The following is a 12797-nucleotide window of genomic DNA, read 5'->3' as shown; positions in this document are numbered from 1 at the left end:
GGCGTCGCGGCCGCCCTCGCGGCCGCCGTCGCGGCCCGGGCGGCCGCCCGGCTCGGCGCCCGCCGCCCGCCGCTGGGCCGCGCGGTGTGGGACCGCACCAACCACGCCGGCCGGACGGTCACCCTCCTCGAGGGACCCGCCTGGGCCCTGGGCGCGGTCGTCCCGCTGGCGATCCACCGATCGCCGGCCGCCCGCGCAGGGCTGCTCGCCACCACGGCCGCAGCGTCGCTGGGCGCCCTCGACGACCACGTCGGCAGCACCGCGGTCAAGGGTCTGCGTGGCCACCTCGCCGCGCTGCGTCGTGGCGAGCCGACCACCGGCGTGGTCAAGATCGTCGGCCTGGCCGCCACCGGTGTCCTCGCCACCGCCCTCATCGACCGGCCCCGGTGGGGGAGCGCTCGTCCGGGAGCCGCCGAGCTGCTCGGGCTCCTCGTCGGCGGAGCGGTCGTTGCGGGTGCCGCCAACCTCGTCAACCTCTTCGACCTGCGGCCCGGGCGAGCCCTCAAGGTCGTCCTGCTGACCGCGCCGCTCACCGCGACGCTCACCCACAGCCGTGACCAGGTCGGCCCTCCCACTCGCACCCGCGACGCCGCGACCCTCGCGAGCGCGGCCGTCGGCGCCTCCCTCGGTCTGCTCCCGGACGACCTCGCCGGGCGCTCGATGCTGGGCGACACGGGGGCCAACGCCGCCGGGGCGCTGCTCGGCACGGCGGTGGTCGCCGGGTGCCGGCTCCCCGGGCGGGCCGTGGCGCTCGCCATACTGACCGGTCTGGTGCTGGCCAGCGAGCGGGTGAGCTTCACCGCCGTGATCGAGTCGAGCCCGGTGCTGCGCACCGTCGACGCGTGGGGCCGCGCCACGTGAGCGCCCGCGCGGTCCGGGGGATCGCGGCGGCCAGCGGACTGATCGCCGTCCTGACCCTGCTGGCGCGGATCGTGGGGTTCGGCCGGTGGCTGACCTTCTCCGGCCAGGTCGGGGCGGGGTGCGTCGGCACGGCCTACTCCGCCGCCAACACCGTGCCCAACGTCCTCTACGAGGTCGCCGCCGGGGGAGCCCTGGCGGCGGTCGCGGTGCCCGTCGTGGCCGGCTACCTCGCGGACGACGACCACGAGCGCGCCGACCAGGTCGTCTCGGCCCTGCTGGGCTGGGCCTGCGTGATCCTGGTGCCCCTCGCCGTCGTCCTGGCCCTCGTGGCGGATCCCGTCGCGGGCTTCCTGCTGCCGGACGAGGCGTGCGCGTCGCAGCGGGAGCTGGCCACGCGGATGCTGTCGTGGTTCGCCCCGCAGATCCCGCTCTACGGCATCGGCGTCGTCGCGGCGGGAGCCCTGCAGGCCCGCCGGCGGTTCGCCTGGCCCGCCCTCGTCCCCCTGCTGTCCAGCCTCGTCGTCATCGGCGCCTACGTCGCCTACGGCCGTATGGCGCCGCCCGGCGCCACGGGCGCGACGCTGCCGGACGGGGCCCTGGTGGCGCTCGCGGGCGGCACGACGCTCGGGGTGGTGACGCTGAGCCTGCCGCTGCTGATCCCGTTGTGGCGCAGCGGTGCTCGGCTGCGCCCGACCCTGCGGCTGCCCGACGGTGCGGGGCGCCGGGTGCGCCGGCTCGCCGCCGCCGGGATCGTCGCCCTGCTCGCCCAGCAGGCCGCCGTGCTGGCGACCGTGTGGATCGCCGACCACCGCGGCGGGACGGGCGTGCTCAACGTCTACCAGTACGTCCAGGCGGTCTACGTCCTGCCCTACGCCGTGCTCGCCGTGCCGGTGGCGACGGCGGTGTTCCCCTCGCTGACGCAGGGTGGGGGAGAGCGCGCGCCGGTCGCTCCCGAGGTCTCCGCCCGCCTGTCGCGCTCGGTGCGCGTGGTGGCGCTGTCGGGCTCGCTCGGGGCCGCCGTCCTCGTGGCGGCCGCACCGGCGGTCGGCCGGTTCTTCGCCGCCATCGACGCCGGCCGCCACCACGGCCAGGGGCCCGACCTCGTGACCACCGTCGACCTGGGCCTGACCGCGTTCGCGCCGGGGCTGCTCGGCTACGGCCTGGTCGCGCTCCTGACCCGCGCGCTCTACGTCCGCGGGCGCCCGTCCGTCGCCGCCGGCTGGGCGGCGGCCGGGTGGGCCGTGGCGGCTCTCGTGCCGTTCGCCCTCACCGCCGGGGACGCGACCGCGGCGTCCACGATCACCGCCCTCGGGGTGGCGAGCAGCATCGGGATGACGCTGGCGGGGCTGGGGCTGCTCGTGGCCGTGCGTCAGGCCTGGGGGACCGGGGCCACCGCCGGGCTGTCCAGGGGGGTGGCCGGAGCCGTCCTCGCCATACCGCTGGCCGGCGTCGCCGGGCGGCTCGTCGCCGGCTGGTGGCCCGACTCGAGCGCCTCGGGCGCCGGGCACATCGCCGGGCACGTCGCCCTCGGTCTCGCGAGCGGGGCGGTCGCGCTCGCCGTCTGGGTGGGTGTCGCCGCCGTCACCGATCGCGCGGGCGTGCGGTCGCTCGTCGGCGCTGTCCGGGGGGCGGTTCGTCGGGGCGGTTGATCCCCGTTCGTGGTGAACTACTGCCATGCGCATCCTCCTGGTCATGGGTACGAGCTCCGGCGGCATGGGGCGGCACGTCCACGGACTCGTCCAGGGTCTCGTCGCCCGTGGGCACGACGTGATGGTCGGGTGCCCGCAGTCGGCCGACGAGCTGTTCGACTACAGCTCCACCGGCGCCCGCGTCGTCCACCTGCCCATCTCGGACCGGCCGCACCCCGCCAACGACCTGCGCGCCCACCAGACGCTGCGGGCCCTCATCGACGGCGCGGACGTCGTCCATGCGCACGGGCTCCGCGCCGGGGCCCTGTGCTCCCTGGCCCGCACCGGCCACCTGGCCCCGCTGATCGTGACCCTGCACAACGCCACGCCCGACAGCTCCTGGCTCGGCGGGGTCTACAACACCCTCGACCGGCTCGTCGCCAGCAAGGCCGACCTGGTCCTCACGGTCAGCCGTGACCTCGAGGAGCGCCAGCGCGAGCTCGGCGCCCGCCGCGTCGAGCACGCCGTCATCCCGGCGCCCGCGTTCTCCGGGGCGCGCACCGACCGGGCCACCGTGCGGCAGCAGCTGGGCGTCGACGACGGCACCACCCTGGCCGTCGTCGTGGCCCGCCTCACCACGCAGAAGGGCCTGCCCGTCCTGCTCGACGCGGCCGCCCGGCTCAAGGGCAGCGGGATCCGCTTCGTCATCGCCGGCGAGGGCCCCATGCGGCACGACCTCGAGACCGACATCGCCGAGCGCGACCTGCCCGTGCGGCTGCTAGGTGACCGCCGCGACGTCCCCGACCTGCTCGCCGCCGCCGACCTCGTCGTCAGCTCCGCCAACTGGGAGGGGCAGCCGCTCGCCCTGCAGGAGGCGCTGGAGGCCGGCGCCGCGATCGTCGCGACCGACGCGGGCGGCACCGCGGCCGTGGTCGGGTCGGCCGGCGTGCTGGTCCCCGTCGGCGACGCCGAGGCGCTCGCGGACGCGGTGGCGCGCGTGGCGCAGGACCCCGCCGAGCGCGAGGACCTGCGGGCGCGTGCCCTGGCCCGGGCCGAGGCGCTGCCCACGCAGGACGACGCGATCGACGCCGCCCTGTCGCAGTACTCCCTGTGCGTCGAGGACACCCGCCGCTGAGACGCGGGCGGTCGTCATACGGCCTGTCGTCCCGAGGTCACGGAATGATGACGTACCATCGAACTCCGTGGTGGACACCAAGCACATCTTCGTGACCGGAGGCGTTGCCTCTTCGCTCGGCAAGGGGCTCACGGCCTCCAGCCTCGGACATCTGCTCCGCGCTCGTGGTCTGCGCGTGACGATGCAGAAGCTCGACCCCTACATCAACGTCGACCCCGGCACGATGAACCCCTTCCAGCACGGCGAGGTCTTCGTCACCGAGGACGGAGCCGAGACCGACCTGGACATCGGCCACTACGAGCGCTTCCTCGACGTCAACCTCGTCGGCCGCGCCAACGTCACGACCGGCCAAGTCTACAACAACGTGCTGGCCAAGGAGCGTCGCGGGGAGTACCTCGGCGACACGGTCCAGGTGATCCCGCACATCACCAACGAGATCAAGGACCGGATGCGCGAGCCCGCCACCTTGGGCAAGGACGCTCCGGACATCATCATCACCGAGATCGGCGGCACCGTCGGCGACATCGAGTCGCTGCCCTTCCTCGAGGCGGCCCGGCAGGTGCGGCACGAGATCGGCCGCGACAACAGCTTCTTCCTGCACGTCTCGCTCGTGCCCTATCTCGCGCCGAGCGGTGAGCTCAAGACCAAGCCGACGCAGCACTCCGTCGCCGCGCTGCGCCAGGTCGGCATCCAGCCCGACGGGCTCGTGCTGCGCGCCGACCGGGAGATCCCCGAGGGCATCAAGAAGAAGATCTCGCTCATGTGCGACGTCGACGCCGAGGGCGTGTGCGCCTGCGTCGACGCCCCCTCCATCTACGACATCCCCAAGGTCGTCCACCGCGAGCAGCTCGACGCCTATGTCATCCGCCGGCTCGGGCTGAAGTTCCGCGACGTGAGCTGGAAGGACTGGGACCAGCTGCTGCGCCGCGTCCACGAGCCTGCTCACGAGGTGGAGATCGCCCTGGTCGGCAAGTACATCGACCTGCCCGACGCCTACCTGTCGGTGACCGAGGCGCTGCGCGCCGGCGGCTTCCACCACGACGCCCGCGTCGCCATCCGCTGGGTGGCGTCCGACACCTGCGAGACCCCCGAGGGTGCCCAGCAGGCGCTCGGCGGGGTCGACGCGGTGCTCGTGCCCGGCGGCTTCGGCGTGCGCGGGATCGAGGGCAAGCTCGGCGCGCTGCGCTGGGCCCGCGAGCACAAGGTCCCGACGCTGGGCATCTGCCTCGGGCTGCAGTGCATGGTGATCGAGCACGCGCGCAACGTCGCCGGCATCGAGGGCGCCTCGTCCTCCGAGTTCGACCCCGAGACCCCGGCCCCCGTCATCGCCACGATGGCCGAGCAGAAGGCCTTCGTCGAGGGCGCTGGCGACCTCGGCGGCACGATGCGCCTCGGCGCCTACCCCGCCAAGCTCGCCAAGGGCTCCGTGGTCGCAGGGGCCTACGGCACGACCAAGGCCAGCGAGCGCCACCGGCACCGCTACGAGGTCAACAACGCCTACCGCGCGCAGCTCGAGGAGGCCGGGCTCGTCTTCTCCGGCACCTCGCCCGACGGCACCCTCGTGGAGTTCGTCGAGCTTCCCCGCGAGGTCCACCCCTACTACGTCTCCACGCAGGCGCACCCGGAGTTCAAGTCCCGCCCGCACCGCGCGCACCCGCTCTTCGCCGGTCTGGTCGAGGCGGCCCTGGAGCAGCAGGGCGTCGAGACGTCCGCGCCGTCGGGGCCGTCAGCGTCCGCCGCACCGTCAGCACCGCGCCGCCGCGCCTCCGACAAGGGCTGAGGACGTATGACGGACAACGGTTTCCGCGGGACCCCGGTCGTCGGCGGCGAGGACATCGCCGACCGCATCGAGCCGCGCCCCGTCCTGGAGTCGCACGTCCTGCACGAGGGCTATGTCTTCGACCTCGTCTCGGAGACCGCGGACCTCGGCGAGGCGGGCGAGGTGCGCCGGGAGTTCCTGCGCCACCCCGGCGCGGTCGCGATCGTGGCGCTGGACGCCGAGGACCGCGTCGTGCTGATCCAGCAGTACCGCCACCCCGTGCGGGCCCTGGACTGGGAGATCCCGGCCGGGCTGCTCGACGTCGAGGGGGAGGACCCCGCCGTGGCCGCGTCCCGCGAGCTGCTCGAGGAGGCCGACCTGCGCGCCGAGCGCTGGGACGTGCTCATCGACTACTGGACGACTCCTGGCGGCAACGACGAGGCGATCCGCATCTATCTCGCGCGCGACCTGTCCGACGTGCCCGAGGACGAGCGCCACGACCGCGAGGGCGAGGAGCTCGGCATGCCGACCGCCTGGGTCTCGCTCGACGAGGCGCACGCCGCGGTGCTGGCCGGACGCCTGCACAACCCGTCCGCGTGCCTCGGGATCCTCGCGGCCCACGCCTCGCGTGCGGGCGGCTGGTCCTCGTTGCGCCCGGTCGGCAGCCCCTGGCCCGAGCACCCGGCCCACCGATGAGCGGCGGGGCCTTCGGCATACCGTCCCGCCCCTCCCCGCAGGAGTGCCCCTGCGGGTCGGGCCGGCCGTATGCCGACTGCTGCCGCCCGCTGCACGTCGGCCGCCGCCAGGCGAGCACCCCCGAGGAGCTGATGCGGTCGCGCTACAGCGCGTTCGTGGTGGGGGACGCGGAGCACCTGCTGCAGACCTGGGACCCGGCGACCCGTCCGGGCGACCTGCGGCTCGACACCGACCGCGAGTGGGCGGGGCTGGACGCCGTCCGCGCCGAGGGCGACACCGTGGAGTACCGCGCGCACTCCGTCGTGGGCGGACGCAGGCACGTCCTGCACGAGATCAGCCGGTTCCGGCGGGTGCTCGGGCGCTGGGTCTACGTCGACGGGGAGTTCCGCGACTGACGGCGCACGCCCGGCGTCGGTCTCGCGGTCAGCCGAGCGTCAGCTGGCCGTCGTCGGCGATCGGGAAGGCGCCCCAGGCGATCTCCCACAGGTAGCCGTCCGGGTCGGCGACGTAGCCGGAGTAGCCGCCCCAGAAGGCCTCGGCCGGCGCCTTGACGACGGTGCCGCCCGCCGTCTCCGCCGCGGCGACCACCTCGTCCACCTCGTGGCGCTCACGACAGTTGTGCGCCAGCGTGATCCCGGGGAAGCGCGAGCGCTGCTGGTCGGCGAACCCCGGGCCGACGTCGTCCGCCAGCGCCTCGTAGCCGTAGAGCGACAGCCGCGTGCCGCCGGTCGCGAAGAAGGTGACGTCGTCGTGGTCGGTGGCCGGGGCGACGCCGAGCCAGGTCGAGTAGAACGCGGTCGAGCGGGCCAGGTCGCTCACGCCGAGCGTGACCAGTGAGATGCGGGGCTCCATGGCCCTAGCCTTGCCGACGCTGCCGGTATCCCGCCACCGCGGCCAGCAGCAACGGACCCCAGAGCAGGATCGGCAGGTAGCACGCCGCCATCAGCACGAGCGGGCCCCCGTGCATCGTGTCCTGGTCGGGCCGGTGGCCGGTGAGGATCTGCGTGGTCATCGAGATCGTGAACAGCCAGGTGACGGCGAGCCCGCCGAGCGTGCCCAGGACGACCGGGACCAGGCGATGGATGCGGACGGCGCCCACCCGCTCGCCCCAGCCCTGGACGAGACCGAGGGCGAGCACCCCGGCGAGGACCTGGACGATGCTCAGTCCCCAGACGTAGCCCTCCTCGCCGGCGTGCAGGCGCTGCAGGTCCGCCGTGCCTGGCGGGACCCCGTGGAGCATCAGCAGGCGCCATACGGCCGAGGGGAGGGTGGACAGGAAGGCCGCCCAGGCGACGACCACGGCCCAGCGCTGCGGCGGGTGCCGCGTGCTCACGGGCTCGGGCGCTCCGCGCGGCGGGCGACGGCCCGCAGGATGTCGCGCCGGAGCAGCCCCGAGAACGGCGCGATGACGGTCCAGTAGGACCGGAAGCGTCGCCGGGCGACGTCGTCCGTCGCGTCGGAGCGGGTGGTCGTCTCGAGGTGGGTGCGATCGCCGGGCAACGGGGTCAGGCGGAAGTCCATGCCATAGCGGAGCCACCCCGGCTCGGCGAACTCCCGCAGCTCGTCGAGGGACTCGATGGGGCGCTGTGCGTCCGCGCGGGGCTCCCAGGGGCGTCCGACCATCCCGCTGGAGTAGTAGCTCGGTGGCTCGAGGTGGGTCGGTCGGCCGGGGCCGCGCGGGTCGGTGAGGAGGTCGTTGCCGACGTCGAGCCGCCCGCCGCTGCGCACGGCGATGAGCGGCCGGGCGATCAGGAGGTCGGCCCAGCGGGTGGCGAGGAGGGCGTCCCAGACGCGGTCGGGGGTGGCGGCGACGATGATGTCGTGGTGCTCGACGAACTCCGCGTCGGGCAGCGCGGTGGCCAGGGGCGAGGAGTTTTCTAGAACTCCGGTTCTAGTGAACATGATCTAAAACTAGGCCTAGGATGCAGCCATGGCAAGACCCGCGAAGTTCACGACCGAGGACCTGCTCGACGGCGCCCTGAGAGCCGTTGCGGCCCATGGCACCTCGGCGACCCTGGCGCAGGTGGCCCAGGAGGTCGGGGCCCCGATGGGGTCGATCTACCACCGCTACGCGTCGCGCGAGCACCTGTTCGTCGCGCTGTGGCTGCGGTCGATCCGGGCCTTCCACGTCGGGCTGCTGGCCACGCGCGAGATCGACGACCCGCGAGAAGCCTTGCTGGCGCAGGCGATCCACATCCCGCGCTGGTGCCGCGACCATCCCGACGTGGCGCTCGCGATGACGCTCTACCGCCAGCGGCAGCTGCTCGCCGCGCCGCCCGCGCACCTCGAGGACGAGGTGCGCACGCTCAACGACGAGGTGCGGGAGCTGGGCCGGGAGCAGGCCGCGGCGTTCTACGGCAGGCGCGAGGACCACCTCGAGCAGGTCATGGCGCTGGCCGTCCGCCAGTGTCCCTACGGCCTGGTCCGGCCGTTCATCGGGAGCGGTATGCCGCTGCCCCCGTGGATCGACGAGGCCTGCGTCGCGGCTGCCGCCGCCATCCTCGACCTCGAGAAGCCCGAGAAGCCCTGAGCCTCAGTCGATCTCTCCGGCGAGGGCCTTCGCCGCCAGCCGCTCCTCCTCCGCGAGCTCCCACACCTCGCGGGCCGCGGTCACGTTGACCACCACGATGACCAGGCCGAGCACGATGTCCGGCCAGCCCGAGCCCGTCCACCAGGTCACCAGACCCATGACGATGATCGCGGCGTTGACGACGACGTCGTTGCGCGCCGCCAGGAAGGCCGCCGCCGTCATCGACCCGCCGTGGTGGCGGATCCGAGCCAGGACCCACGTGCACAGGGTGTTGACGAGGATCGCGCCGCCGGCGGTGACGAGCAGCGCGCGGACGTCCGGCGCCTGCGGGTCCGAGACCTTGGCGAACGCCTGCCACGCGGCGGCGAGGGCCGGCACGCAGATGATCGCCGCCATGGCCCGGCCCGCGAGCGACCGGGCGTGCAGCGACCAGCCGAGCGCGAGGGCGATCAGCAGGTTGACCGCGGTGTCCTCCAGGAAGTCCACCGAGTCGGCGAACAGCGACACCGACCCGATGGTGAGCGCGACCCCCGCCTCGACGACGAAGTACGCCAGGTTGAGGGCGGCCACGACGAGCACCGTCCGGCGCAGGACGGCGGGGGTGATGGCGGTGGGCGCGGACGGCATACGGCCCATTGTCGTTTAGCCGGGAGCACGTGAGTCCGTAGGATGGCCGGGTGCGTCGCCAGTCGCGGCGCGCCACCGGGACCACCACCCACGAGACCACCTCTCCACGAGACAAAGGAACGATCGTGCTTCGTAGCCACGAGGCCGGCACCCTGCGTGCCGGCCACTCCGGACAGACCGTCACGCTCACGGGCTGGGTCGCCCGTCGGCGCGATCACGGTGGAGTGGCGTTCCTGGATCTGCGCGACGCGAGCGGCGTCGCCCAGGTCGTCGTCCGTGACGAGGTCCTGGCGGCCGGGGACGCGCACGAGCTGCGCAACGAGTACGTCGTCAAGATCGTCGGCGAGGTGCGCGAGCGGCCCGAGGGCAACGCCAACACCGACCTGCCCACCGGCGAGATCGAGGTCGTGGCCAGCGAGATCGAGGTGCTGAACCCCTCTGCGCCGCTGCCGTTCCAGATCGACGAGCGCGTGACCGTCGGCGAGGAGGCGCGCCTCAAGCACCGCTACCTCGACCTGCGTCGCCCCGGGAGGTCCGCCGGTGCCGCGCTGCGCCTGCGCTCCAAGGTGTCGGCCGCGGCCCGCCGCGTCCTCGACGAGCGCGACTTCGTCGAGATCGAGACGCCGACGCTGACGCGCTCGACCCCCGAGGGCGCCCGCGACTTCCTCGTGCCCGCCCGCCTCGCCCCCGGCAGCTGGTACGCCCTGCCCCAGTCGCCGCAGCTGTTCAAGCAGCTGCTCATGGTCGCCGGCATGGAGCGCTACTACCAGATCGCCCGCTGCTACCGCGACGAGGACTTCCGCGCCGACCGCCAGCCGGAGTTCACCCAGCTGGACATCGAGATGAGCTTCGTGCAGGAGGAGGACGTCCTCGAGCTCGGCGAGGCGCTCGCCAAGGAGATCTGGGCGTTGATCGGCGTCGACCTACCCACGCCCTTCCCCCGCATGACCTACGCCGAGGCGATGCGCCGGTTCGGCTCGGACAAGCCCGACATGCGCTTCGGCAACGAGCTGGTCGAGTGCACGGAGTTCTTATCCGACACCACCTTCCGGGTGTTCCAGGCGGAGTATGTCGGCGCCGTCGTCATGCCCGGTGGCGCCTCGCAGCCCCGCAAGCAGCTCGACGCCTGGCAGGAGTGGGCCAAGCAGCGCGGCGCGCGCGGGCTCGCCTACGTCCTCGTCGGCGCCGACGGCGAGCTGGGCGGACCGGTCGCCAAGAACCTCACCGACACCGAGCGGGCGGGCCTGGCCGCGCACGTCGGCGCCCAGCCCGGCGACTGCATCTTCTTCGCCGCGGGGGCGACCAAGTCCTCCCGCGCCCTGCTCGGGGCCGCGCGCCTCGAGATCGGGCGGCGCTGCGACCTGATCGACGAGTCGGCCTGGAGCTTCCTGTGGGTCAACGACGCGCCGCTGTTCGAGCCGACCGCGGACGCCGAGGCCGCCGGTGACGTCGCCGTCGGCGGGGGAGCCTGGACCGCCGTGCACCACGCGTTCACCTCGCCCAAGGCCGAGTTCCTCGACACCTTCGACACCGACCCCGGCCCGGCGCTCGCCTACGCCTACGACATGGTCTGCAACGGCAACGAGCTCGGCGGAGGGTCCATCCGTATCCACCGTCGCGACGTGCAGGAGCGGGTCTTCAAGGTCATGGGCCTGTCCCAGGAGGAGGCGCAGGAGAAGTTCGGCTTCCTGCTCGACGCCTTCGCCTACGGCGCACCGCCGCACGGCGGCATCGCCTTCGGCTGGGACCGGATCGTCATGCTGCTCGGCGGCTACGACTCGATCCGCGACGTCATCGCCTTCCCCAAGTCGGGTGGCGGCTACGACCCGCTGACCGACGCCCCCGCCCCCATCACGCCGGAGCAGCGCAAGGAGGCCGGGATCGACGCCGTCAAGAAGCCCGCGTCCGACAAGGCTGCGTACGACAAGGCCTCGTCCGACAAGGCCTCGTCCGACAAGGCCTCGCTCGACACGTCCGCCGTCGCGCCCAAGGAGTCCTGAGCCGTATGCCGCAGGGCAACCCCATCGAGGTCCTGCTGCTCGACGCCGACGGCGTGCTGCAGTACATGCCGAGGAGGTGGGCCTCCGCCATCCTCGGCGATCCCACCTGGCCCGGGATCGAGCGCCTGCTCGAGGTCGAGGCGCCGTTCCTGGACGGCCGCCGCCGCGAGGGCTTCCCCGAGGCGGTCGCCCAGATGCTCCGCGAGGACGGGTCGGCCATCACCCCCGACCAGTTCTTCGCGGCGTGGTCCGAGATCTCCGCCGAGGAGTCGGCGCTCGAGCTCGTCCGGCAGGTGCAGGCGCGCGGCGTGCGGTGCTACCTCGCGACCAACCAGCAGTGGATGCGCGCGGAGATCATGCGCGGCGGGCGGCTCTACGACGAGCTCGACGGCGGCTACTACTCCTACGAGCTCGGGGTCAAGAAGCCGGACCCGGCGTACTTCGACCACATCGTCCGCGACCTGCGCGTGCAGCGGGACCGCGTGCTGTTCGTCGACGACACGTGGCCCAACGTCGTCGGGGCCCGGGCCGCCGGGATCCGGGCGGTGCACAAGCCGTATGCCGCGGGCGTGGCCGGCCTGGAGCGCGTGCTGCGCTGGCACGGCGTCCTCTGACCTCGGACTCGCAGACCCGCCGCCGGTAAAGGCATCAGCCTGGCGAACGACGGCCGGTCGATGCCTTTACCGGGGGCGGGTCAGGTGCAGGCGGACTCGCGGCCCGCGCCGGATCCGTCGGGCGCGAGCACGCTGCAGCTCCACCAGGCCTTGTCGGTGACATAGCCCATGGAGTGGTACAGCCCGCGGGCGACCACGTTGTCGGCATACATGCCCAGGGTCACGACCGGTTCCGTGCGCAGGAGGTCGCGCGTCAGGACCGCCGTCGTGGCCCGGCCGAGGCCCTGCCCACGGTGGCTGGAGGCGACGATGATGCCCGACAGGTGGGCGGCCCCGGACGAGAGCCGGTGGACCGCCGCGCACGCCACGATCCGCCCCCGGTCGTCGCGCACGCCGACCCAGCGCTCGCTGCGCCCCGTGCCCGGGCAGCCCTCGGACAGCGGGTTCTCCCGATCGGCGAGGTCCTGCAGCTCGGCGGCGTCAGCGAGGTCGTCGAGGGGTATGACGCGGGCCTCGGCGGGGGTCGGTGGGGGAGGGACGACCGTGGCCATCCAGTCCCAGGCCGAGCCGTCGGCCGTGCCGATCCTCTGGGTGAGCACGTCCGCGTGCTGCTGCTCCACGGACACGTGATCCAGGGTCACCGCCAGCACGCCCTCGGCGATCAGCCGGTCCAGGAGCCGCCCGAGGTCCTCGCGAGGGCCCCACGTCGCGAGGTTGCGGCGACCGGAGTGGCTGCGCCGCACGAACGCCACCGCGCCACCGAGCACCCACCCACCGTCGAGGTGGGCGGGGACGGCATACCGGGCGAAGAGGTCGTCCGGCTCCGCGATGGCGCACAGCTCCGCTCGCGTCGAGATGGTGCGCACGGCTTCCTCCCTGATCCCGTCCATGACCCGACCTTGATCCCCGACTCCCGACCCCCGACCCCAAAGATCGTGAGGGTCTGG

General features: G+C 73.6%; 14 protein-coding genes. 9 read left to right on the top strand and 5 right to left on the bottom strand.

What is annotated here, in order from left to right; genetic code table 11:
- The 6 genes from B2P18_RS00785 to B2P18_RS00760 form a co-directional block, all read left to right on the top strand.
- On the top strand, positions 1–861 hold an 861-nt coding region (locus B2P18_RS00785; protein ID WP_286955416.1), incomplete at its 5' end, for a hypothetical protein.
- The gene (gene murJ / locus B2P18_RS00780; RefSeq protein ID WP_051273982.1) at positions 843–2510 is read left to right on the top strand and encodes a murein biosynthesis integral membrane protein MurJ; all 1668 of its coding nucleotides are present in this window, start codon (positions 843–845) and stop codon (positions 2508–2510) included. The genes B2P18_RS00785 and murJ, both read left to right, overlap by 19 nt.
- Positions 2511–2535: 25 nt before the next feature.
- Positions 2536–3624, top strand: a complete 1089-nt coding sequence (locus B2P18_RS00775; protein WP_029210408.1) for a glycosyltransferase — start codon at positions 2536–2538, stop codon at positions 3622–3624.
- A gap of 67 nt (positions 3625–3691) precedes the next feature.
- Positions 3692–5404: a CTP synthase gene (locus B2P18_RS00770; RefSeq protein WP_286955412.1), complete on the top strand. Its 1713-nt coding sequence runs from the start codon at positions 3692–3694 to the stop codon at positions 5402–5404.
- 6 nt (positions 5405–5410) lie between these two features.
- Positions 5411–6079, top strand: coding sequence for an NUDIX domain-containing protein (locus tag B2P18_RS00765; protein ID WP_286955410.1), 669 nt, complete (start codon positions 5411–5413; stop codon positions 6077–6079).
- Complete coding sequence (locus B2P18_RS00760; RefSeq protein WP_286955409.1) at positions 6076–6474, top strand: YchJ family protein; 399 nt, start codon at positions 6076–6078, stop codon at positions 6472–6474. Before B2P18_RS00765 ends, B2P18_RS00760 begins: the two co-directional genes overlap by 4 nt.
- Positions 6475–6502: 28 nt before the next feature.
- On the opposite strand, the gene B2P18_RS00755 is transcribed toward B2P18_RS00760, so the two are convergent.
- From B2P18_RS00755 to B2P18_RS00745, 3 genes are read right to left on the bottom strand one after another with little or no spacing between them, the layout of a single operon-like run.
- Positions 6503–6931: a VOC family protein gene (locus B2P18_RS00755; RefSeq protein ID WP_286955407.1), complete on the bottom strand. Its 429-nt coding sequence runs from the start codon at positions 6929–6931 to the stop codon at positions 6503–6505.
- Positions 6932–6935: 4 nt separating this feature from the next.
- Positions 6936–7412, bottom strand: coding sequence for a hypothetical protein (locus B2P18_RS00750; RefSeq protein ID WP_286955405.1), 477 nt, complete (start codon positions 7410–7412; stop codon positions 6936–6938).
- Entirely contained in the window at positions 7409–7981 is a 573-nt protein-coding gene (locus B2P18_RS00745) for a hypothetical protein (RefSeq protein ID WP_286955403.1), read from the bottom strand. The genes B2P18_RS00750 and B2P18_RS00745 overlap by 4 nt, the downstream gene beginning before the upstream one ends.
- A gap of 28 nt (positions 7982–8009) precedes the next feature.
- Here B2P18_RS00745 and B2P18_RS00740 point away from each other — a divergent pair, with 28 nt between their 5' ends.
- Positions 8010–8609 (top strand): TetR/AcrR family transcriptional regulator, encoded by a 600-nt coding sequence (locus B2P18_RS00740; RefSeq protein WP_286955401.1) that lies wholly within the window; start codon positions 8010–8012, stop codon positions 8607–8609.
- Positions 8610–8612: 3 nt separating this feature from the next.
- On the opposite strand, the gene B2P18_RS00735 is transcribed toward B2P18_RS00740, so the two are convergent.
- Positions 8613–9236, bottom strand: a complete 624-nt coding sequence (locus B2P18_RS00735; RefSeq protein ID WP_286955399.1) for a cation transporter — start codon at positions 9234–9236, stop codon at positions 8613–8615.
- Between the two features lie 125 nt (positions 9237–9361).
- Between B2P18_RS00735 and aspS the strand changes: the two genes are divergently transcribed.
- Positions 9362–11236 (top strand): aspartate--tRNA ligase, encoded by a 1875-nt coding sequence (gene aspS / locus B2P18_RS00730; protein ID WP_286955397.1) that lies wholly within the window; start codon positions 9362–9364, stop codon positions 11234–11236.
- 5 nt (positions 11237–11241) lie between these two features.
- Positions 11242–11850 carry an HAD family hydrolase gene (locus B2P18_RS00725; protein WP_029210417.1) on the top strand — a complete coding sequence of 203 codons (609 nt, stop codon included), beginning with the start codon at positions 11242–11244 and terminating at the stop codon, positions 11848–11850.
- 80 nt (positions 11851–11930) lie between these two features.
- Here the strand turns inward: B2P18_RS00725 and B2P18_RS00720 are convergent, their stop codons facing one another.
- A complete protein-coding gene (locus B2P18_RS00720) occupies positions 11931–12740 on the bottom strand; it encodes a GNAT family N-acetyltransferase (protein ID WP_029210418.1) in 810 nt (269 codons plus the stop codon).
- Positions 12741–12797: the final 57 nt, after the last annotated feature.

Source organism: Arsenicicoccus sp. UBA2120, from assembly GCF_002330965.1.
GTDB lineage: Bacteria > Actinomycetota > Actinomycetes > Actinomycetales > Dermatophilaceae > Arsenicicoccus > Arsenicicoccus bolidensis.
This window is presented reverse-complemented; position numbering and strand designations above follow the sequence as displayed.

Excerpts from the sequence above, each read along its gene's own strand:
- B2P18_RS00720 (WP_029210418.1), bottom strand. The coding sequence starts at position 12,740 with ATGGACGGGATCAGGGAGGAAGCCGTGCGCACCATCTCGACGCGAGCG.
- B2P18_RS00775 (WP_029210408.1), top strand. The coding sequence starts at position 2,536 with ATGCGCATCCTCCTGGTCATGGGTACGAGCTCCGGCGGCATGGGGCGG.
- B2P18_RS00725 (WP_029210417.1), top strand. The coding sequence starts at position 11,242 with ATGCCGCAGGGCAACCCCATCGAGGTCCTGCTGCTCGACGCCGACGGC.
- B2P18_RS00765 (WP_286955410.1), top strand. The coding sequence starts at position 5,411 with ATGACGGACAACGGTTTCCGCGGGACCCCGGTCGTCGGCGGCGAGGAC.
- B2P18_RS00745 (WP_286955403.1), bottom strand. The coding sequence starts at position 7,981 with ATGTTCACTAGAACCGGAGTTCTAGAAAACTCCTCGCCCCTGGCCACC.
- B2P18_RS00760 (WP_286955409.1), top strand. The coding sequence starts at position 6,076 with ATGAGCGGCGGGGCCTTCGGCATACCGTCCCGCCCCTCCCCGCAGGAG.
- B2P18_RS00755 (WP_286955407.1), bottom strand. The coding sequence starts at position 6,931 with ATGGAGCCCCGCATCTCACTGGTCACGCTCGGCGTGAGCGACCTGGCC.
- B2P18_RS00740 (WP_286955401.1), top strand. The coding sequence starts at position 8,010 with ATGGCAAGACCCGCGAAGTTCACGACCGAGGACCTGCTCGACGGCGCC.
- B2P18_RS00735 (WP_286955399.1), bottom strand. The coding sequence starts at position 9,236 with ATGCCGTCCGCGCCCACCGCCATCACCCCCGCCGTCCTGCGCCGGACG.